This is a genomic window from Aliivibrio wodanis, from assembly GCF_052920805.1.
Genome location: NZ_JBREXA010000002.1, coordinates 2,928,693 through 2,948,001, shown reverse-complemented (window position 1 = coordinate 2,948,001; position 19,309 = coordinate 2,928,693). Strand labels below are relative to the sequence as shown.

The 19,309-nt window shown below is 39.5% G+C and carries 15 protein-coding genes and 3 pseudogenes; 4 read left to right on the top strand and 14 right to left on the bottom strand.

From position 1 onward, the window contains the following. Window positions 1-43: 43 nt before the first annotated feature. Complete coding sequence (locus tag ACU5DF_RS21720) at window positions 44-1,258, bottom strand: NupC/NupG family nucleoside CNT transporter (RefSeq protein WP_446714142.1); 1,215 nt, start codon at window positions 1,256-1,258, stop codon at window positions 44-46. Window positions 1,259-1,684: 426 nt separating this feature from the next. On the opposite strand from ACU5DF_RS21720, the gene ACU5DF_RS21715 reads away from it, so the two are divergent. The 4 genes from ACU5DF_RS21715 to ACU5DF_RS21700 all read left to right on the top strand — a co-directional run bounded on the left by ACU5DF_RS21715 (window position 1,685) and on the right by ACU5DF_RS21700 (window position 5,312). After that, entirely contained in the window at window positions 1,685-2,245 is a 561-nt protein-coding gene (locus ACU5DF_RS21715; protein WP_446714141.1) for a DUF2301 domain-containing membrane protein, read from the top strand. Window positions 2,246-2,381: 136 nt separating this feature from the next. Then, entirely contained in the window at window positions 2,382-4,043 is a 1,662-nt protein-coding gene (locus ACU5DF_RS21710) for an ABC transporter permease (RefSeq protein WP_446714140.1), read from the top strand. Next, entirely contained in the window at window positions 4,043-4,690 is a 648-nt protein-coding gene (locus ACU5DF_RS21705) for an ATP-binding cassette domain-containing protein (protein WP_446714139.1), read from the top strand. Before ACU5DF_RS21710 ends, ACU5DF_RS21705 begins: the two co-directional genes overlap by 1 nt. Beyond that, complete coding sequence (locus ACU5DF_RS21700) at window positions 4,683-5,312, top strand: CDP-alcohol phosphatidyltransferase family protein (RefSeq protein ID WP_446714138.1); 630 nt, start codon at window positions 4,683-4,685, stop codon at window positions 5,310-5,312. The genes ACU5DF_RS21705 and ACU5DF_RS21700 overlap by 8 nt, the downstream gene beginning before the upstream one ends. 70 nt (window positions 5,313-5,382) lie before the next feature. On the opposite strand, the gene rpoS is transcribed toward ACU5DF_RS21700, so the two are convergent. The 13 genes and pseudogenes from rpoS to relA form a co-directional block, all read right to left on the bottom strand. Beyond that, the gene (rpoS, locus tag ACU5DF_RS21695; RefSeq protein ID WP_045102791.1) at window positions 5,383-6,345 is read right to left on the bottom strand and encodes an RNA polymerase sigma factor RpoS; all 963 of its coding nucleotides are present in this window, start codon (window positions 6,343-6,345) and stop codon (window positions 5,383-5,385) included. 55 nt (window positions 6,346-6,400) lie between these two features. After that, window positions 6,401-7,450: a peptidoglycan DD-metalloendopeptidase family protein gene (locus ACU5DF_RS21690; protein ID WP_446714137.1), complete on the bottom strand. Its 1,050-nt coding sequence runs from the start codon at window positions 7,448-7,450 to the stop codon at window positions 6,401-6,403. 5 nt (window positions 7,451-7,455) lie between these two features. Further along, window positions 7,456-8,082 (bottom strand): protein-L-isoaspartate(D-aspartate) O-methyltransferase, encoded by a 627-nt coding sequence (locus tag ACU5DF_RS21685; protein ID WP_045102793.1) that lies wholly within the window; start codon window positions 8,080-8,082, stop codon window positions 7,456-7,458. Then, on the bottom strand, window positions 8,079-8,858 hold the full coding sequence (gene surE / locus ACU5DF_RS21680) for a 5'/3'-nucleotidase SurE (RefSeq protein ID WP_446714136.1): 780 nt from the start codon (window positions 8,856-8,858) through the stop codon (window positions 8,079-8,081). Before surE ends, ACU5DF_RS21685 begins: the two co-directional genes overlap by 4 nt. A 20-nt stretch (window positions 8,859-8,878) precedes the next feature. Further along, window positions 8,879-9,925, bottom strand: a complete 1,047-nt coding sequence (gene truD / locus ACU5DF_RS21675) for a tRNA pseudouridine(13) synthase TruD (RefSeq protein ID WP_446714135.1) — start codon at window positions 9,923-9,925, stop codon at window positions 8,879-8,881. A gap of 15 nt (window positions 9,926-9,940) precedes the next feature. After that, window positions 9,941-10,420, bottom strand: a complete 480-nt coding sequence (gene ispF / locus ACU5DF_RS21670; protein ID WP_446714134.1) for a 2-C-methyl-D-erythritol 2,4-cyclodiphosphate synthase — start codon at window positions 10,418-10,420, stop codon at window positions 9,941-9,943. Next, window positions 10,420-11,137: pseudogene (gene ispD / locus ACU5DF_RS21665) on the bottom strand (2-C-methyl-D-erythritol 4-phosphate cytidylyltransferase). The gene ispF and the pseudogene ispD overlap by 1 nt, the downstream one beginning before the upstream one ends. A gap of 3 nt (window positions 11,138-11,140) precedes the next feature. Further along, window positions 11,141-11,425, bottom strand: coding sequence for a cell division protein FtsB (ftsB, locus tag ACU5DF_RS21660; RefSeq protein WP_045102798.1), 285 nt, complete (start codon window positions 11,423-11,425; stop codon window positions 11,141-11,143). 175 nt (window positions 11,426-11,600) lie between these two features. Beyond that, window positions 11,601-12,899, bottom strand: a complete 1,299-nt coding sequence (eno, locus tag ACU5DF_RS21655; protein ID WP_446714133.1) for a phosphopyruvate hydratase — start codon at window positions 12,897-12,899, stop codon at window positions 11,601-11,603. Window positions 12,900-12,975: 76 nt separating this feature from the next. After that, window positions 12,976-14,616, bottom strand: a complete 1,641-nt coding sequence (gene pyrG / locus ACU5DF_RS21650) for a CTP synthase (RefSeq protein WP_446714132.1) — start codon at window positions 14,614-14,616, stop codon at window positions 12,976-12,978. A 130-nt stretch (window positions 14,617-14,746) separates the two neighbouring features. Next, a complete protein-coding gene (gene mazG, locus ACU5DF_RS21645) occupies window positions 14,747-15,568 on the bottom strand; it encodes a nucleoside triphosphate pyrophosphohydrolase (RefSeq protein ID WP_446714131.1) in 822 nt (273 codons plus the stop codon). A 102-nt stretch (window positions 15,569-15,670) separates the two neighbouring features. Then, window positions 15,671-16,805, bottom strand: a pseudogene (locus ACU5DF_RS21640) (flagellin). Window positions 16,806-17,008: 203 nt separating this feature from the next. Further along, a pseudogene (gene relA / locus ACU5DF_RS21635) lies at window positions 17,009-19,247 on the bottom strand (GTP diphosphokinase). Between the last annotated feature and the right edge of the window lie 62 nt (window positions 19,248-19,309).

Below are 19,309 nucleotides of genomic sequence, written 5' to 3'. Positions count from 1 at the left end.
TTTCATACAGCATGGGCTTTAACTTTTAACTTCAAGCTAGATTTTACATTGATAAACTAAAGAACAATCCAGCTAAACATGCACTCATCAAGTTCGCTAACGTACCAGCCAGTACCGCTTTAAAACCCATATTAGCAACTTCTGCACGACGCTCTGGAGCCATTACACCAATAGAGCCCAATTGAATCGCTATCGAACCGATATTAGCAAAGCCACACAATGCAAATGTGATAATTACTTGTGTATACGCAGATAGTTGATCTTTATGCTGAACAAAATCAATAAATGCAACAAACTCATTCAAAACGACTTTTTGACCGATGTAAGAACCAGCCATGATCATTTCATGCTTTGGTACACCTATAACCCAAGCGATTGGTGCAAATACATAACCAAATACGGTCTGTAAAGTGATTCCTGCAAAACCAAACCAGTCACCAACCATTTCTAGTCCGCTGTTTACCATTGCAATCACACTGACAAATGCAATCAGCATAGTACCAACCGCAACCGCGACTTTCATGCCGTTCATTGCGCCACTTGCTAATGCATCCACCACATTGCTTTGCTCGCTTTTATCAATGGTTAGTTCATGCTGGTCAACCGGTGTTGATTGTTCAGGAACTAGAATCTTTGCCATCAATAAACTGCCCGGTGCAGCCATAAAGCTTGCTGCGATTAGGTACTTTAGCTCTACACCTAAACCTGCATAGCCACCAAGAACACTACCAGCAACCGATGCCATACCACCCGCCATTACAGCAAAAAGTTCTGAACGAGTCATTTGAGCTAGGAATGGACGAATAAGAAGAGGGGATTCACCTTGAGAAAGGAAGATATTACCAGTAGCGACGAGGGATTCTACTTTACTTGTACCGAGGAATTTTTGAATTGCACCACCAAGAATAGCGATGACTTTTTGCATAATGCCTAAATAATATAACGCGGAAATAAGAGCACTAAAGAAAATAATAATAGGAAGAACACGAATAGCAAAAATAAAACCAGTAGAAGCAAGATCACCAAAGAGAAACGCTATCCCTTCATCAGCAAAACCAAGCAAACTGGATACCCCGCTACTTAACCCTGCCAATGCAGCTTGCCCCCATGGAAAGTAAAGTACCAGAGCGGCAAAAGAGAATTGTAATAAAAGGGCTCTAGAGACAGTTTTCCAATTGATCGCTGAACGCTTCTCGGAAAATATCCATGCACAAAAAATAAGTGCGCACATGCCTAATAGGCTAAATAAAATAGTCATAATTACGCCTATACGATTTTAGAATAAAAAGAAGAAACAAAAGGAGCGGCCATCGTAGATGACGAGATCGGTGAAGATTGACTACACCAAGAGGAAGTGACGATAGAAATAAGTATGTTCATTGTTTACCCTTTACAAGCTGTTTAACAGTAGCTGGTCCAAGTCCTTGGGGTCATTCACTGTTCCATGTGACGGCTTGTATTGGGGGAAGGAGTATACATAGCACAGATTTAAAATCATCATTTATGTGATGTAAATCACTAAATTTTACTTATATGAAAAGATATAAACCAAAAATGATTACAAATAAGAAAAATAGACCATCACTACGTAATTATAATGAAATGTGATTAACGAAAATTACACAAGACGAACTTCAATGAAGCATGCTAAAGTTAAAATATATATATAAATCAGGTTAATTTCATGGCAAATACCGAACATATTGAAACTCTTGATACTTTAGATAAGATCAGCGTTATCACTTATCGCTTAGGTATTACTCTCTTTTCTATCTCACTATTTTTGACCAGTCTTGCTATTGCTGATGATATCGCTCTAATTATCATCGATGGTTCCTTTATGCAGCTAGCACTTTTTTGTCTTGTCAGCGCTTCAGCCATGAGTGCGGCTAACTTACATGTTTATGATAAAAAAATTAGATTGCTGATCACCTGGCCTACATGGGTGGGCTTAGTGCTATTAATTGTCTTAGAAAATAGTCAATTACTGTGGCTACCTTTAGGATTTCTCTTCATTACTTTTTCTGGGATTGCACTAAAAGAATCATTTTGCTTTAACGTCTTCGGACTTAAAATTGTTCCTTTTCTTCTATGTATTCTCACTGTAATGCTAGCTCTCGAAGTTTGGCTTATTGCTTTAATATGCTTACTTAGTTGTGGAGTGGTTTTTCTTTTTCTTGCTATCCAAAAATGGAGAATGCCATTGCATTTTGATATTGGAAACAAATCTCACTATCAAAATTAACACTTCCAAAAATGAACTAATTAGTTTACTTTTAGTCCTATTTCATTCACGCCTATCAATACAATATGGCATAATGCATCACTTTTCTATTTTTAGACATGATGTGAATTTTTATTAGGGCATTAATAATAAGACTATGGTTTTACCTTTTTTTTATCTCTTTCTTATTATAGTTTGTATACTCCCGATCATCCCAGGGTTGATCGGAGTCATAAGCTCTTCTTTCAGCTATATCCCCCCGATTGGATTAAATGACTTCTCTTTTAACGGCTATACCTCTGTATTTGAATGGAGCGGAATATCACACTCTATAATTTTAACCTTAACTAGTGCCTTTATTAGCACGATTGCTTCTTGTGTTATTAGTTTTTCTATTTTACAGCGCACATGGCAACTGCCTATTTGGAAAAAAATAGAGCCTTTACTATCGCCATTACTTGCCATGCCCCATGTTGCTTTTGCTATTGGATTTGCTTTTCTCTTTTCTCCAACAGGTATACTAGCCAGATTGCTTGCTCCCTTAGGAGAATTTGGTTTTCCAATTATCATTAATGATTCATGGAGTATCGGCCTGATTTTAGTACTGATTATTAAAGAAGTTCCCTTTCTTCTTTTAATGAGCATTCCTATTATGCAGCAACTGAATATAGACAAAACGATAGTAGTTTCTGCAAGCCTTGGCTACCAACGCCATCAAATTTGGTGGAAATGCCTTTTTCCTCAATGGCTTAGAAAGGCACGTTTTCCTTTACTTGCTATCATTGCTTATAGCATCTCAGTGGTCGACGTCAGTTTAATTATAGGTTCTACTAATCCTCCAACTTTTGCAGTTTTAGTGTGGCAATGGTTTACCGATCCTGATATTAAATTACAACCAAGAGCTGGCGCAGGGGCAATGATTCTCTTTTTCTTATGCCTTCTACTTATTGCTATACATCGATTTTTAGAATGGGGGATCACCAAGCATTGCCGCCATTGGCAAATCTCTGGTCGTATGGGATTTCGCCTTCCTGGTTTAAGTTTATTTACCACAATCGCAGGTATTATCACATTATCATTGCCAATGATGGTTCTCTGGAGCGTTGCACAACGCTGGCGATTCCCTGAATTACTACCAACCCAATTTACACTTCGTTTTTGGAACCATGAATGGGAAAATCTGCTACCAATTATCACTGACAGCATAGTAATAGCGATACTCTCAGCTACATTAGCTCTTACTTTGGCGCTGTTAGGACATGAATTCAAAATTAAATATCGCTGGCATATTCCTTCACTATTGATCGCAATCCCAATGTTAGTACCACAACTTTCTTTATTATTTGGCCTTCAAGTTAGCGCTCTCTATTTTTCTAGTGACTCTTATTGGTTTTGGGTAGTGTGGTCACATGTTTTCTTTGCATTTCCCTATATTTTTCTTGCTTTAGATGGACCATGGCGGAGTTTTGATCAACGCTTAATTCAAACAGGCCTAAGTCTTGGGAAATCCCCTTGGTATTGTTGGATAAAAATAAAACTTCCTCTTCTTCTACCCGCTGTTTTGTACGCGTGGGCAGTTGGGATCAGTGTAAGTTTGGCACAATATTTACCGACTCAAATGCTGGGTGCTGGAAGAGTGGTTACTTTAACAACTGAAGCCGTTGCACTTTCAAGTGGCTTTGATCGTCGAGTCACTGCGTTATATGGCTTATGGCAAGCGTTACTTCCTTTTATATTCTTTAGCTTGGCATTCATTATTGGGCGAGTCTATTCACACCGCTCTCATCTCAACTTAACAACAAGGAAAAATGACGAGTAATGAGCCTATCAATAATCGATCTCAACATTCTAACTCGTAATGGTTCTACTTTATTACCCTCTTGTTCTTTATCAATACAGAAGGGAAAAGTACTCAGTGTCATGGGACCTAGTGGCTGTGGTAAATCAACCTTACTAAATGTCATCGCTGGACATCTCAGCTCTGATTTTCACTATACTGGAAAAATATATATTGATGAAAAACCTATACATCAACTTCCCTCTCATGAACGTAACGTAGGAATATTATTTCAAGAAGATCTTTTATTTCCTCATTTATGTATTTGGGAAAACCTGGCTTTTGCATTGCCTAATTCCATTAAAGGATCACAACGAAAAATAGAAGCGATGGAAGCATTAGAAAGCGTGCAATTAGAAGAATTAGCGACTGTATTTCCAGATCAAGTTTCTGGTGGTCAACGAGCTAGGATCAGCTTAGTCCGTATGTTATTAGCCAAGCCTAAAGTTGCATTATTAGATGAACCTTTTAGCAAACTTGATAAAGCATTGCGAATTCAGTTTCGAGATTGGGTTTTTGAACAGTTAGCGTCAGCAAATATTCCAGCATTGCTTGTGACACACGATGTTGATGATATACCTAAAGACAGCCAACAATTAGTTTGGCCAGCGGAGCGTAAGCATGCTTGATAAATTCAGTGTTAAAATTATCAGAAAACCATTATCGATGATTGCTAACCATTTACATCAATTTGGGATCACAGCTAACCAAACAACCGTGTTTGGTTTTATTTTAGGCTGCTTAGCTTTTCCTGCTCTGATTTTTCAAGAATATAATATTGCGTTAATTCTCATATTATTAAATCGAATTTGTGATGGCTTGGACGGGGCGCTAGCCAGAATTAATGGTATTACTGATTCTGGTGGCTTCTTAGATATTAGCTTAGATTTTTTATTTTACTCACTCATCCCTTTTGGTTTTATCTTGGCAAACCCTGAGCAGAATGCAATTTCTGGTGCACTGCTTATCTTTTCTTTCATCGGAACCGGAAGTAGCTTTTTAGCTTTTGCTATTATGGCAGGGAAACGAAACATTGATAATCCGATATATAAAAACAAATCCCTCTACTACATGAGTGGTTTAACGGAGGGAACAGAGACCATTGCTTGCTTTGTTCTATTCTGCTTATTTCCTACTCACTTTTCCCTCATTGCCTATGTCTATTCTGCGTTATGTTGGATCACTACATTTAATCGTATTTGGTCTGGATTTCATACTTTACAAGAAAGTGAAAAACAGGAGACTTCATAAGAAAAAAGCCCCAACAATTAAATTGCTGGGGCTTTTATTATCTAATTAGCCTGAGTTATATTTATGAGGTTTAATGCTCTTCAATTGCGAATAGCGTTTCCATATTCAAGCCTTGCTGCGTCATAATTTCTCTCAGACGTCGTAGCCCTTCCACTTGAATTTGTCTTACTCGTTCACGCGTTAGACCAATCTCTTTACCAACTTGTTCTAGTGTTGCTGTTTCATAGCCTAATAAACCAAAACGACGGGCGACTACTTCTTTCTGTTTTGGGTTTAGCTGTTCAAGCCAACCAACTAGAGATGCATTGAGATCATTTTTTTGCGCTTCCGATTCAGGGTCGTTATGTTTGGTGTCTGGTAAAATATCTAGTAAGGCTTTATCTGACTCACCGGCAACCATTGAATCTACAGAAGTTACTCGTTCATTTAAACGCAGCATACGACTCACATCACTAACTGGTTTATCTAATTTTTCTGCAATTTCTTCAGGCGTTGGCTCATGATCTAGTTTCTGTGAAAGCTCACGTGCGGCTCGCAAATAAACATTAAGCTCTTTTACTACATGAATAGGTAAACGTATGGTTCGAGTTTGATTCATAATGGCACGCTCAATAGTCTGGCGTATCCACCATGTTGCATAGGTAGAAAAGCGAAAACCTCTTTCTGGGTCAAACTTTTCAACCGCTCGGATCAACCCTAGATTACCTTCTTCAACTAGATCTAACAGTGCAAGACCACGATGATTGTAACGGCGTGCTATTTTTACAACGAGTCGAAGATTACTCTCAATCATTCGAGAGCGTGCCGCTTGATCACCTTTTAAGGCTAAACGACTAAAATAAACTTCTTCTTCTGCAGTTAATAATGGAGAAAAGCCAATTTCACCCAAGTAAAGTTGCGTTGCATCCATTACTTTTTGTGAACTGGTTACCTCAAGACGTTCCGAACTTTCCTCAGCAATAACGTCACTGTCATTAACTGTATCTAGCTCGAACTCTTCAACTTCTTTAGTTACTGTATTGCTTTTACTCATAGCGCCTCCCCATGGCGAGCCAGCAAGACATTACAACTCAGCTATGTCATCCCTGTTACGGTAAATACCGTTGTGGATTTACCGATTTCCCTCTAAAGCGAACCTCAAAATGCAAACGAACACTGCTCGTATTTGAGCTGCCCATCGATGCTATTTTTTGTCCCGCATTGACATTTTGACCTTCTTTAACAAACAGTGACTCATTATGAGCATAGGCACTTAAATAATCGTCGTTATGCTTAATAATAATTAAATTACCATATCCTCTTAACGCATTACCTGCGTAAACCACTGTTCCTTTTGCGGTAGAGATGATTGCTTGACCTCGCTGGCCTGCAATATCAATCCCTTTATTACCTTGGTCTCCTGTTGAAAACTTGGCGATTACTCGCCCTTTTGTTGGCCATAACCACGAATCTACCTTATCCGATTTTTTTTCTACTGGTTTTGGTTTAGGTTTAGGTTTAGGTTTGGGCTTAACTATTGGCTTCTCTTTAACAATCGGCTTTGGTTTAACTGTTTTTTTAGGCTCTACAACTGACGTTGACTTAGAAGATGTTACCGATTTGTTAGATTTAACATACTCCTTAGGTTTAGTGTTTTCAACCTTTTTTGTGCTTTGTTTTTGTACAGGTGATGAGTTTGTGCTGTTCGACACATTTGACTCGTTATTACTGATAGGTTTGTTAGTAACTAGTGGTACAACGGCAACCGTTGTTGTACCAGTTATTGCTGTTGCTGGGGACGTATTCTTTTTACTAAAATCATGGCCATCATTTCCATAAACTGGGGCGACATATTTAGGCCCCCATAATTTAATTTTTTGACCAGGATGAATAATATAAGGGGCATCTAATTCATTAAAAGCAATCAGCTCTTTAACATCTTTATTAGTTACGTATGAAATAAAATATAATGTATCGCCTTTCTCTACTTGATAATAACTACCACGATAGCTACCACGTTCAGCACCAGCATAAGAAGAAGAGTGATTTACACTAGAGACAGGTGCAGGGCTATTAGCCGTCATACTACAACCAGAAAGCAATATACCGCATGTTGCAGCAATCAAGTACGAACGAGGAAGAGACATTATTATTTTCATTATTATTATGCTAATTCACCGGCAACTAATGGAACAAAACGGACATCTTCAATCACTTCTGAGTAAAATTCATCCCCATAACGAGTAATACGTAGTAATTGTTGTGTTAATTCACCAACAGGAATTACTAGCCTACCACCTTCTTTTAACTGTAATAATAACTCATTAGGTATCGATTCCGCAGCAGCAGTCACAATGATTGCATCAAATGGACTTTGACTCGGCCACCCTTTCCACCCATCACCATGCTTTGTCGATACATTATAGATATCAAGTTGCTTAAGTAGGCGTTTTGCATTCCATTGAAGTGATTTAATTCGCTCTACTGAATGCACATGGTCAACTAGCTGGGCTAATACTGCAGTTTGGTAACCTGAACCTGTACCTATTTCTAGGACATCAGCATCCCGTTGTAATGCTAATAACTCAGTCATTTTAGCGACAATATAAGGCTGAGAAATAGTTTGTCCTTCGCCAATTGGCAACGCATTATTTTGATAAGCTTGATGTGACAGTGCTTCTGATACAAAACGTTCACGTGGTAATGCACGCATAGCCCTCAAGATTGCTTCATCTCGAATACCTTGTTGACGTAAAAATTGCTCTAACGACCCTGAGCGAGAGTTAATCATAATATTGAGCTCTCTTTTAATAACCAATCAGCCATTATGGTTAATGAATCATGGGCAGTCAGATCTACTTGTAATGGAGTGACAGAAACACAATTATGCTTCACTGCATAAAAGTCTGTCCCTTGACCTGCATCCTGTTTCTTCCCAGGAGGTCCCAACCAATAAATAGTTTCACCACGAGGGTCTGTATCTTTAATCATGCTCTCTGAATGGTGTCTAGCACCCAAACGTGTAATTTCCCAAGAAGATATTTGAGCATATTCACAATCTGGGACATTAACGTTAAGTACTCTTTTTGTCGTTAGTGGCTTTTCTAAATGGTTTTGCACTAGCTTTAAAGCAACCAGTGCTGCTGTATCAAAATGTTTATCACCCACTAAAGACATTGCTATTGCTGGTAATCCTAGAAAATGCCCTTCTGTTGCAGCAGCTACCGTTCCAGAGTACAAGGTATCATCACCCAAATTAGCACCATGGTTAATGCCTGTAATAATAAGGTCTGGAAGGTTACTTTTCATTAATTCATTCAACGCAAAGTGCACACAATCTGTAGGAGTTCCTTGTACTGAATGAATTTGAGCTTCAATTTGACGAACTCGAAGTGGTGATTCAAGTGTAAGTGAATTCGAAGCACCTGAACGGTTTCGGTCTGGTGCAACAATCGTAATATCAGCAATATCAGACAATACTGCTGCTAGGGTGTTAAGCCCTTCAGCAAAAACACCATCATCATTACTTAATAATATACGTAACTTTTTGTTCACTCTTATCTCCACTTCTTTTACTGAATTTTGTATTATTCGTACGTTCTTTCTACTTCAATTTCTTGCAATAACTCACGGACAATTACTGTTGCAAAACTGCCTGATGTTAAAGAGAAATTCAGCGTTAACGTATCCCCCTCAGAAGACCAAGTGAGGTTTTCAGGATGTAATTCAACACTACGGCGCTCATGACGCATGCGGTTACCACAGATCAACGCCATTAAATCAGGTTCAGCATCTAAGTTTGGCTGTTCCAATGCTAGTGCTGTATCTGTCGTTGGTAATTGATTATCACCAGCTAATGCCGCACTGATTGATAATTCACCACTCTGAATTTTTTGAATGTTCTCTTCTGAGGTTACATTCTCATTAACGATACGATCTGAACGATCTAGAAGAATATCACCATCAACCGGTTGAGAGAAGTAACCCTCTGTTATTCTTTGCGAAACGATATGATTAAAGATCCAAGAACGCGCTGCTGATAAATAGAAACTACGCTTCGTATTATCACGAGTACGAACGTTTTCACGACCCCAACGACGCGCTTCTGTCACGTTATTGCCTTCATGACCAAAACGTTGTGAACCAAAATAGTTAGGCACCCCAGACACTTTGACTTTCTCTAAACGAGCTAATACATCGTCCATGTCAGTTACTTCTGTCGCAATTAACTGGAAGCTGTTTCCTAGAAGATCACCTGGACGCAATTTTTTGTTGTGGCGTGTCATTTCTAAAATTTCAACACCAGGGTGTGTTGCCTCAAATAAGGCAAATTTAAGATGATCACTTTTTGGTAAGTGTACGCTTAACCATTGTTCAGTCACTGCATGACGATCTTTTAAACCAGCCCAGCTGATATCTTTTGATTTTACACCACAAAATTTAGCTAATTCATTGGCAACATATTTGGTATTTTCACCCGTTTTACGGATCTTAACCATTAGGTGCTCACCTTTACCAGTGAACGAAAAACCGAGCACTTCTTTTACAATGAAGTGCTCAGGTAGTTGCTTTAATTTACCTGTTGCTACTGGTTTTCCGTATAACCACGAAAAATTAGACATGATGTCTGACATAGAATATATCTCTAATTAATAAGATGCTTTAACTAACAACACCACCGCTTCACAAGCGATGCCTTCTTTTCTTCCTGTAAAACCGAGACGTTCAGACGTTGTCGCTTTTACATTTACATTACCAAGTTCTGTTTCTAAATCTTCAGCAATTGCCGCGCACATTGCTTGAATATGTGGTGCCATTTTAGGGGCTTGAGCAATAATAGTTACATCAGCATTACCTAAAACTAACCCTTTCTCTTTTACACGACGGTAGACATCACGCAATAAAGCACGGCTGTCTGCACCTTTCCACTTATCATCAGTATCAGGAAAGTGACGACCAATATCACCCTCAGCAATCGCCCCAAGCAACGCATCACTCAGTGCATGTAATGCAACATCGCCATCAGAGTGTGCAATTAAACCTTGTTCATAAGGAACGCTAACACCACCGATAATAACGGGGCCTTCACCACCAAATTTATGTACATCAAATCCGTGTCCAATTCTCATTATTTGGTTTCCTTTTTCATTTTTTGAAGGTAGAACTCAGCTAAATCAAGATCTTCAGGTTGCGTGACTTTTAAGTTATCGGCACGCCCATGAACGAGTTTAGGAAGATAACCCATTAATTCGATAGCTGAAGATTCATCGGTAATCGATAAGCCTTTTTCTAATCCTGTTTTTAATGCTGAATACAGCATCTCAGTTGTGAAAAGTTGCGGAGTTAAAGCATGCCATAACACACTGCGATCAATGGTGGTTTCAATTGTCGACTCTTGGTTGGCTTGTTTCATTGTATCTCGTACAGGAGAAGCCAAAATCCCACCAATATGATGAGGGATAACTTCAGCGATCAATTTTTCAATATCACTATGTCGAATACAAGGACGCGCAGCATCATGCACCATGACCCACTCACTGAGTTGATGTTCTTTTAAATATTCTAAGCCAGAAAGTACAGAGTCTGCTCGCTCTATGCCTCCTGGCACACGTATTACCCGCTTATCTTTTGATATCGGTAATTCATCAAAGTAAGGATCGGTATCACTAATGGCCACTATTACTTTATCAATGACAAGAAAAAGCCAGTAATTGCTCGATGGTATGCTCTAAAATGGTTTTTCCATCAAGTAATAAATACTGTTTTGGGCGATCCGCTTTCATACGACTGCCTACACCTGCTGCCGGAACAATAGCAACAATGGACGACGCTTCTGTTAAAGACATTGCTTACCCTTCACTATTATTATCAATGATTCGATAAAATGTTTCGCCTTTTTTTATCATTCCCAACTCATGTCGAGCACGTTCTTCTATCGCTTCTAAGCCTTTTTTCAGATCATCAATTTCAGCAAACATTTGCTCGTTACGGTTTCGCAATCCTTGATTCACTTCTTCTTGTAAGACGACATCATTGGACACTTTTGCATAATCTGACATCCCATTCTTTCCAAACCATAAGGTATATTGAAGCCAACCTAGGGTGGCCAATAATAAAATGGCAAATGCACGCATACTTGCTCCAATAAATTAATAATGATAAAAATTGAAGGTTAACTATATCAACCCCTTATTAGAACTTCACTAGCTGTGTAGCTGAAATAAAAAAACCGCCTCAAATGAGACGGTTTTTATATCTAAATTCTAATCGAACGATTAAAGAATTAAGTCATATTCTCAGAAGCTGAGATTATTGACCTTTAACTTCTTTAAGACCGTTGAATGGCGCTAGTTCACCTAGAGCTTCTTCGATACGGATTAGTTGGTTGTACTTAGCAACACGGTCAGAACGGCTCATAGAACCAGTTTTGATTTGACCTGCAGCTGTACCAACTGCTAGATCAGCAATTGTTGCATCTTCAGTTTCGCCAGAACGGTGAGAGATAACTGCTGTGAAACCAGCATCTTTAGCCATCTTAATTGCAGCTAGAGTCTCTGTAAGTGAACCGATTTGGTTGAACTTAATAAGGATTGAGTTAGTGATGCCTTCACTGATACCACGAGCAAGAATCTTAGTGTTTGTAACGAATAGATCGTCACCAACTAGTTGAATCTTGTCACCTAGAAGTTCAGTTTGGTGCTTGAAGCCAGCCCAATCAGACTCGTCTAGACCATCTTCGATAGAAACGATTGGGAATTGCTCAACAAGACCAGCTAGGTAATGGTTGAATTCTTCAGCAGTAAATTTCTTACCTTCGCCTTTAAGGTCGTAGATACCGTCTTCTTTGTTGTAGAACTCAGAAGCAGCACAGTCCATAGCAAGAGTAACGTCTTTACCTAGCTCGTAACCAGCAGCTTCAACAGCTTCTTTGATTGCAGCTAGTGCAGCAGCGTTAGACTCAAGGTTAGGAGCGAAACCACCTTCATCACCAACAGCAGTGCTTAGGCCTTTAGCTTTAAGTACTTTAGCTAGGTTGTGGAAAACTTCTGCGCCGATGCGTAGAGCTTCTTTAAGCGTTTTAGCGCCAACAGGTTGAATCATGAATTCTTGGATATCAACGTTGTTATCAGCGTGCTCGCCACCGTTGATGATGTTCATCATTGGTAGAGGCATAGAGAATACGCCAGGAGTGCCGTTTAGGTCAGCGATGTGAGCGTAAAGAGGCATAGATTTAGCAGCTGCAGCAGCTTTAGCATTTGCTAGAGAAACAGCAAGGATTGCGTTAGCACCAAAGTTTGCTTTGTTTTCTGTACCATCTAAATCGATCATGATTTGGTCGATTTCAGCTTGGTTTTTCGCGTCTTTGCCGATTAGAGCTTCTGCGATTGGACCATTTACAGCTGCGATAGCTTTAAGAACACCTTTACCTAGGAAACGAGATTTGTCGCCATCACGTAGCTCAAGAGCTTCACGAGAACCTGTAGATGCGCCAGATGGAGCAGCAGCCATACCTACAAAACCACTTTCTAGGTGAACTTCAGCTTCAACTGTTGGGTTACCACGAGAATCGATGATTTCACGACCTAGAACTTTAACGATCTTAGACATTGTGTTTCCTCTATTTTCTTTAATTTAAAAGCTAAAAATAGCTGCTACAACATTGAGCAGCTATCCGTAAATCCTATTACTTTTCGAATTCACCGCGAGCATTTTCACCTGCTGCTTTAACAAAACCTTCAAATAATGGGTGACCATCACGAGGAGTTGATGTGAATTCTGGGTGGAATTGAGCAGCCACAAACCATGGGTGGTTAGGAAGTTCAATAATTTCCACAAGCTTCTTATCAGCTGATAGACCAGAAATTTTAAGGCCGGCTTTTTCAAGCTGAGGAAGTAAATTGTTATTTACTTCATAACGGTGACGGTGACGCTCTTCAACAGTTGCGTTACCGTAAAGCTCACGAGCTTTAGAACCTTTAGCAAGGTGACATAGCTGAGAACCAAGGCGCATTGTGCCGCCTAAATCTGATTTCTCAGTACGCTCTTCAACCTTACCTTCACCATCAATCCACTCAGTGATTAAACCAACAACAGGGAATTTAGTGTCTTTAGAGAATTCAGAAGAGTGAGCCCCTTCCATATTAGCAACGTTACGCGCATATTCAATCAGCGCAACTTGCATACCAAGACAGATCCCTAAATATGGTACTGCATTTTCACGAGCGTATTGAGCAGCAAGGATCTTACCTTCAATACCACGGTCACCGAAACCACCAGGAACTAGAATTGCATCTAAGCCCTCAAGGATTTCAGTACCTTTAGACTCAACATCTTGCGAGTCTACATATTTAATAGTGACGTTTAGACGATTTTTCAAGCCCGCGTGTTTTAATGCTTCATTTACTGACTTGTAAGCATCTGGTAATTCAATGTATTTACCAACCATACCAATAGTAACTTCACCAGTAGGGTTCGCTTCTTCATAAATTACTTGTTCCCACTCAGAAAGATCAGCTTCAGGAGCCGTAATACCAAAGCGTTTACATACTAACTCATCAGTACCTTGTGCTTTAATAAGTTGTGGGATCTTGTAGATTGAATCTACGTCTTTCATTGAGATAACTGCTTTTTCTTGTACGTTACAGAAAAGAGCAATTTTCTTACGTTCGTTTGCTGGGATAACACGATCAGAACGACAAACTAAGATATCTGGCTGGATACCAATAGACAGAAGTTCTTTTACTGAGTGCTGAGTCGGCTTAGTTTTAAGCTCACCAGCAGCGCCTAAGTAAGGCACAAGAGTTAGGTGCATAAACATTGTATGTTCACGGCCTATCTCAACAGCAAGTTGACGAATCGCTTCCATGAATGGTAGAGATTCGATATCACCAACTGTACCACCAACTTCAACGAGTGCGATATCATGGCCTTCAGCGCCAGAGATAACACGTTCTTTAATCGCATTCGTAATATGAGGGATAACTTGGATTGTCGCACCTAAGTAATCACCACGACGTTCTTTACGTAAAACGTCTGCGTATACTCGACCTGCCGTAAAGTTATTACGTTTAGTCATTTTGGTGCGGATGAAGCGCTCGTAGTGACCTAAATCTAGATCAGTTTCTGCGCCGTCTTCCGTGACGAATACTTCACCGTGTTGAGTTGGGCTCATAGTGCCTGGATCAACGTTGATGTATGGGTCAAGCTTCATCATAGTGACTTTTAAGCCACGAGCTTCAAGAATAGCTGCTAATGATGCTGCTGCAATACCTTTACCTAGTGAGGATACAACCCCGCCAGTTACAAAAATGTAATTCGTCGTCATACGTTACCTGAAATTGGTGTAATGAGGAATAAAATGGATTTTATCTGGACGGGAAATGAATATACCAGAACCGCTTTATCGCCACAACGTGAAAAGTATCACAGTTAATTGATTTATTTTTTGCTCCAAATCAATTCTGCTCACTTCGTTTCACTTTTTCCCATTCTGAGTCTAGTTCATTTAAATCACATTCCTGCATTTTTTTGCCTTTTTTGGCGATTTTCGCTTCAACTTGACGAAAACGACGTTCAAATTTATCATTTGCTTTGCATAAAGCTTGTTCAGGATTTTTTCCTAAATGACGAGAAAAATTTACTGTAGCAAAAAGTAAATCTCCTAATTCTTCTTCAAGCTTCTTCTCATCTCGTGGATTTTTTCGTGCCTCTTCTAGCACCTCTGCAACCTCTTCGCTTACCTTATCAGCAACCGGTTGCAACTCATCCCAATCAAAACCCACTTTTGCACACTGCTTTTGAATCTTATTTGCTCGTAATAAGCCAGGTAACGCACTAGGAATCGAATCTAAGATGCTCTGCTGTTCTTTTGACTCACTATCTAACGCTTCTTTTTCTAACCGTTCTTGTTGCTTAACTTTATCCCAATTGGCAGTTATCTCTTCTTCTGACGAGAACACGTCATCACTGAACACATGGGGGTGCCTACGAACTAATTTTTCATTTAACGTCTCAAGTACATCATTGAAATCAAACAGCAGCTCTTCTTTGGCAATTTGAGAATAGAAGATCACTTGGAATAGTAAATCACCTAACTCCTCTTTTAAATTGACCCAATCCTTTTTATGAATGGCATCCACCACTTCATAGGTTTCTTCTAAGGTATGAGGAATAATTGAATCAAAGGTTTGCTTTCTATCCCACGGACAACCGGATTCTTTGTCACGTAATTTCGCCATGATGGAAAGCAATTGTTCAAGATTATTTGAGCTTGTCATAGATTTACCTGTGATTAAAAAACAAAAAAGCGATGACCATTATAGTCATCGCTTTTTCTAAATTCATAGAGCTAAGCTTTACAAAGCTTAGTGTTATAGGGTCTAACCTAATAAGCTCATTGCCATGTTTGGCGATTGCTTCGCTTGTGCCAAAATAGAAGAACTTGATTGGCTTAAGATTTGGCTCTTAGTAAACGTTGTTGTTTCTTTTGCAAAATCAGTATCTTTGATTTGGCTATTTGAATCAGTAATGTTTTCATTGATGTTCGTTAAATTTTGAATCGCACTTTCAAAACGGTTTTGGAAAGCACCTAAATCAGCACGGTTACTATCAACATATTCTAAGGCAGCATCAATAACATCAATAGAGCGCTGTGCGCCACCAACAGTTGTTAAGTCCATTGAACCAACAGTATCATCTGATTCACCGCCCATTTTTAATTCATTGGCTAGAGAACCACTAAACTCTAATGGTGAAGAGATAGTTTCACCTGACATGAATACTTGAAGTACACCATCTTCTGTTACTGAAGCACTTAATTCATTAGTTTGACCATTAATGTAAGTCGCTAATTCTTCAATATCATCGCCTGCTTTTGCTGTGATATTGATTTTTTGCTCGTTACCATTTTTGTCATTATATTGAACGTTTAATTGAGTGCCTTCTTTGCCTACAGCCCAGTTAATATCACGGCCTTTCTCAGCAGAGTAAGATTTGCCACCCATTGTTGACTCATCAGCACGCATACTATTTAGTGTCATTGCTACCGCTTCACCTGAGTCGGCACCAATTTGGAAAGATTTTGTACCAAACTCACCATTGATAAGGCGTGTTCCACCAAATGATGTAGTCTCTGCAATACGATTTAACTCATCAGTTAATGAACCAACTTCTTCTTGCATTGCTTGGCGATCAGCCTCAGTGGTTTGAACCATTTGCTGATTGAAGAGATAAATCACGTAAACGTTGTAGTACGTTAGTTGTTTCTTTCATCGCGCCTTCAGCCGTTTGTGCAATTGACATACCGTCATGAGCATTGCGAACTGCTACATCTAAGCCACGAGTTTGTGCTGTCATACGATTTGATATTTGAAGACCAGAAGCGTCATCAGCAGCGCTGTTGATTTTTGAGCCTGAAGACAATTTCTCCATTGAATCAGTTTGAGCAGTCGTTGCATTATTTAAGTAACGCTGTGCTGTCATCGCTGAGATATTTGTATTTACTGAAATTGACATAATTCTTGCTCCGGTCTGGCTTCACTTATTGTTATAGGATAGAAGCCTATAATTCATCGTTGATACTTATCTTTACGGCCTGATATTTCAGAACTTGAGTATTTTTTAAATAAAAAAGCCGAATGCTCAATAAAACATTCGGCCATCATAGCTAAGACTTATAAATCAACAACTTAAATAATAGCTGTAACTTTTGTTTTTATTTAAGATAAGCGAATAGCCTCCATGACATCTTTTACTTGTTCAACTCGAGTAATTAATCGCCCAAGAATATCAGCGTTAAACACTTCTAAATCAAAATCCATAATCGTCAATTGTTTCTTGTAATCATTTCTACTCTTCATACTCGAAACTTTTACTTTTTCATTAGTAAATAGTGTGGTTAGATCTTTCAATAAGCCAGAACGATCCATTGCTGTCACACGTAGGGTTAATATGTAAGAACCCTCAAAGCCACTGCCCCAAACAGTATCGATAATACGCTCTGCTGCATGGTGGCGCAGTTCATTAAGCTGATCACAATCACTGCGGTGAACCGAGATACCACGGCCTTGAGTAATATAGCCAGCTATTGGATCTCCAGGGATCGGCTGACAACAACGAGCAAGATGTGTCATTAAGTTATCGACACCTTCAACAACAACCGCATCATTACGTTTCTTATTTTGTGCTTGAGCATGAGCTTGTGCTTTGGCTTCAGACTCTTGCAATTGCTCTAATGCTTTTTGGTCTTCTTGTTCTGCTGTTGGTTTATTAATTAACGCATTAATATGATTAATCACTTGGTTAATACGTAAATCACCACTACCAACACCCGCAAAGAGCTCATCAGTTGAATTGACATTAAAACGCTTCAGAGCATATCTCTCTGCATCTTTCAATGTACCACCAATTTTAGCCAACTCAACTTCTAGGATCTCTTTACCCGCATCAAGGTTTTTCTCACGACTCTGTTTTCTAAACCACGCATTGATCTTTGCACGAGCGCGACCAGAATTAACAAAACCTAATGTTGGGTTTAACCAATCTCTCGACGGATTAGGTTCTTTTTGGGTAATAATCTCTACCTGATCCCCCATAGTAAGCTGATGCGTAAATGGTACTATTCGCCCAGCCACTTTTGCACCGATACAACGATGACCCACTTCTGAGTGAATATGGTAAGCAAAATCCAATGGCGTTGCGCCCATAGGAAGATCAATCACATCACCACGTGGAGTAAAGGCATACACTCGGTCATCAAATACTTGGCTTCGTAATTCATCCAGCATTTCACCTGAGTCTGACATCTCTTCTTGCCAATCAAGCAACTTACGTAACCAAGTGATTTTTTCATCATAGCCACTACGGCTATTACTTGAAGCGCCTTCTTTGTATTTCCAGTGCGCGGCTACCCCTAGCTCGGAGTCTTCATGCATATCCTTAGTACGGATCTGGATTTCAATAGTTTTGCCTTCTGGCCCTAATACTACGGTATGGATCGACTGATAACCATTGGGTTTAGGATTAGCGACATAGTCATCAAACTCGCTTGGTAAATGCTTGAATTTAGTATGAACAACACCAAGAGCGGCATAACAATCTTGCAATTTATCGGCAATAATACGAACCGCACGCACATCAAATAGCTCATCAAATGCTAAGCTCTTTTTCTGCATTTTACGCCAGATGCTGTAAATGTGTTTCGGCCGGCCGCTCACTTCAGCATTTATATTATATTCATTCATTTCATCACCTAAACCGGTGACAAAATCATCAATATACTGCTCACGAACAATTCGTCGCTCTGATAGCTGCTTGGCTATTTTCTTATAAGTGTCAGGGTGCTGGTAACGGAAGGAGTAATCTTCAATTTCCCATTTCAACTGACCAATCCCTAAACGGTTTGCTAGAGGTGCATATAGATTATTACACTCTTTAGCCGCTGCACGACGAACTTCATCAGGTTCATTTTTCACTTCACGTAAATTACAGATACGCTCCGCTAATTTTATGATCACACAACGGAAGTCATCCACCATCGCAAGTAACATTCGACGAATATTATCCACCTGAGACGACGCTGATTCTGCATCTACAGAAGCATTTAGCTGACCAATAGCGTCCATCTCTTCAACGCCATCGATCAATTTTTCAATTTCCTTACTATAGTTCTCAGTTAAAGCTTCTCTATCTAAAGCACCTGATGACAACTAAAGGGAATAACTGAGCAGCAACGAGCGTTGGCTTGTCCATGCTTAAAGTGATCAATATTTCAATCATCTCTCGGCCACGCCATAACAAGAGTTGCCCTTCTTCATGGGATGAGACTAACTCTTCACATTGCTTATACACCTCTGTCAGTTTTTTTGAGGTGTTTTTATCTTGTTCAAGGCTGGTGATCCATTCACCTAACTCGAACTCTTCATTTTCCTTAAGATGTGCTCCGCGAACTGCGACCATGTCCGTTTCCTATAATCCAATTTTATAATGATTCTTTTAGGCTTTTAAGCGTAGCGAGTGTT

Excerpts from the sequence above, each read along its gene's own strand:
- pyrG (WP_446714132.1), bottom strand. The coding sequence starts at position 14,616 with ATGACGACGAATTACATTTTTGTAACTGGCGGGGTTGTATCCTCACTA.
- truD (WP_446714135.1), bottom strand. The coding sequence starts at position 9,925 with ATGTCAGACATCATGTCTAATTTTTCGTGGTTATACGGAAAACCAGTA.
- mazG (WP_446714131.1), bottom strand. The coding sequence starts at position 15,568 with ATGACAAGCTCAAATAATCTTGAACAATTGCTTTCCATCATGGCGAAA.
- ACU5DF_RS21720 (WP_446714142.1), bottom strand. The coding sequence starts at position 1,258 with ATGACTATTTTATTTAGCCTATTAGGCATGTGCGCACTTATTTTTTGT.
- ACU5DF_RS21685 (WP_045102793.1), bottom strand. The coding sequence starts at position 8,082 with ATGATTAACTCTCGCTCAGGGTCGTTAGAGCAATTTTTACGTCAACAA.
- ACU5DF_RS21690 (WP_446714137.1), bottom strand. The coding sequence starts at position 7,450 with ATGAAAATAATAATGTCTCTTCCTCGTTCGTACTTGATTGCTGCAACA.
- ACU5DF_RS21710 (WP_446714140.1), top strand. The coding sequence starts at position 2,382 with ATGGTTTTACCTTTTTTTTATCTCTTTCTTATTATAGTTTGTATACTC.
- ACU5DF_RS21700 (WP_446714138.1), top strand. The coding sequence starts at position 4,683 with ATGCTTGATAAATTCAGTGTTAAAATTATCAGAAAACCATTATCGATG.
- ispF (WP_446714134.1), bottom strand. The coding sequence starts at position 10,420 with ATGAGAATTGGACACGGATTTGATGTACATAAATTTGGTGGTGAAGGC.
- ACU5DF_RS21705 (WP_446714139.1), top strand. The coding sequence starts at position 4,043 with ATGAGCCTATCAATAATCGATCTCAACATTCTAACTCGTAATGGTTCT.
- eno (WP_446714133.1), bottom strand. The coding sequence starts at position 12,899 with ATGTCTAAGATCGTTAAAGTTCTAGGTCGTGAAATCATCGATTCTCGT.
- ftsB (WP_045102798.1), bottom strand. The coding sequence starts at position 11,425 with ATGCGTGCATTTGCCATTTTATTATTGGCCACCCTAGGTTGGCTTCAA.
- ACU5DF_RS21715 (WP_446714141.1), top strand. The coding sequence starts at position 1,685 with ATGGCAAATACCGAACATATTGAAACTCTTGATACTTTAGATAAGATC.
- rpoS (WP_045102791.1), bottom strand. The coding sequence starts at position 6,345 with ATGAGTAAAAGCAATACAGTAACTAAAGAAGTTGAAGAGTTCGAGCTA.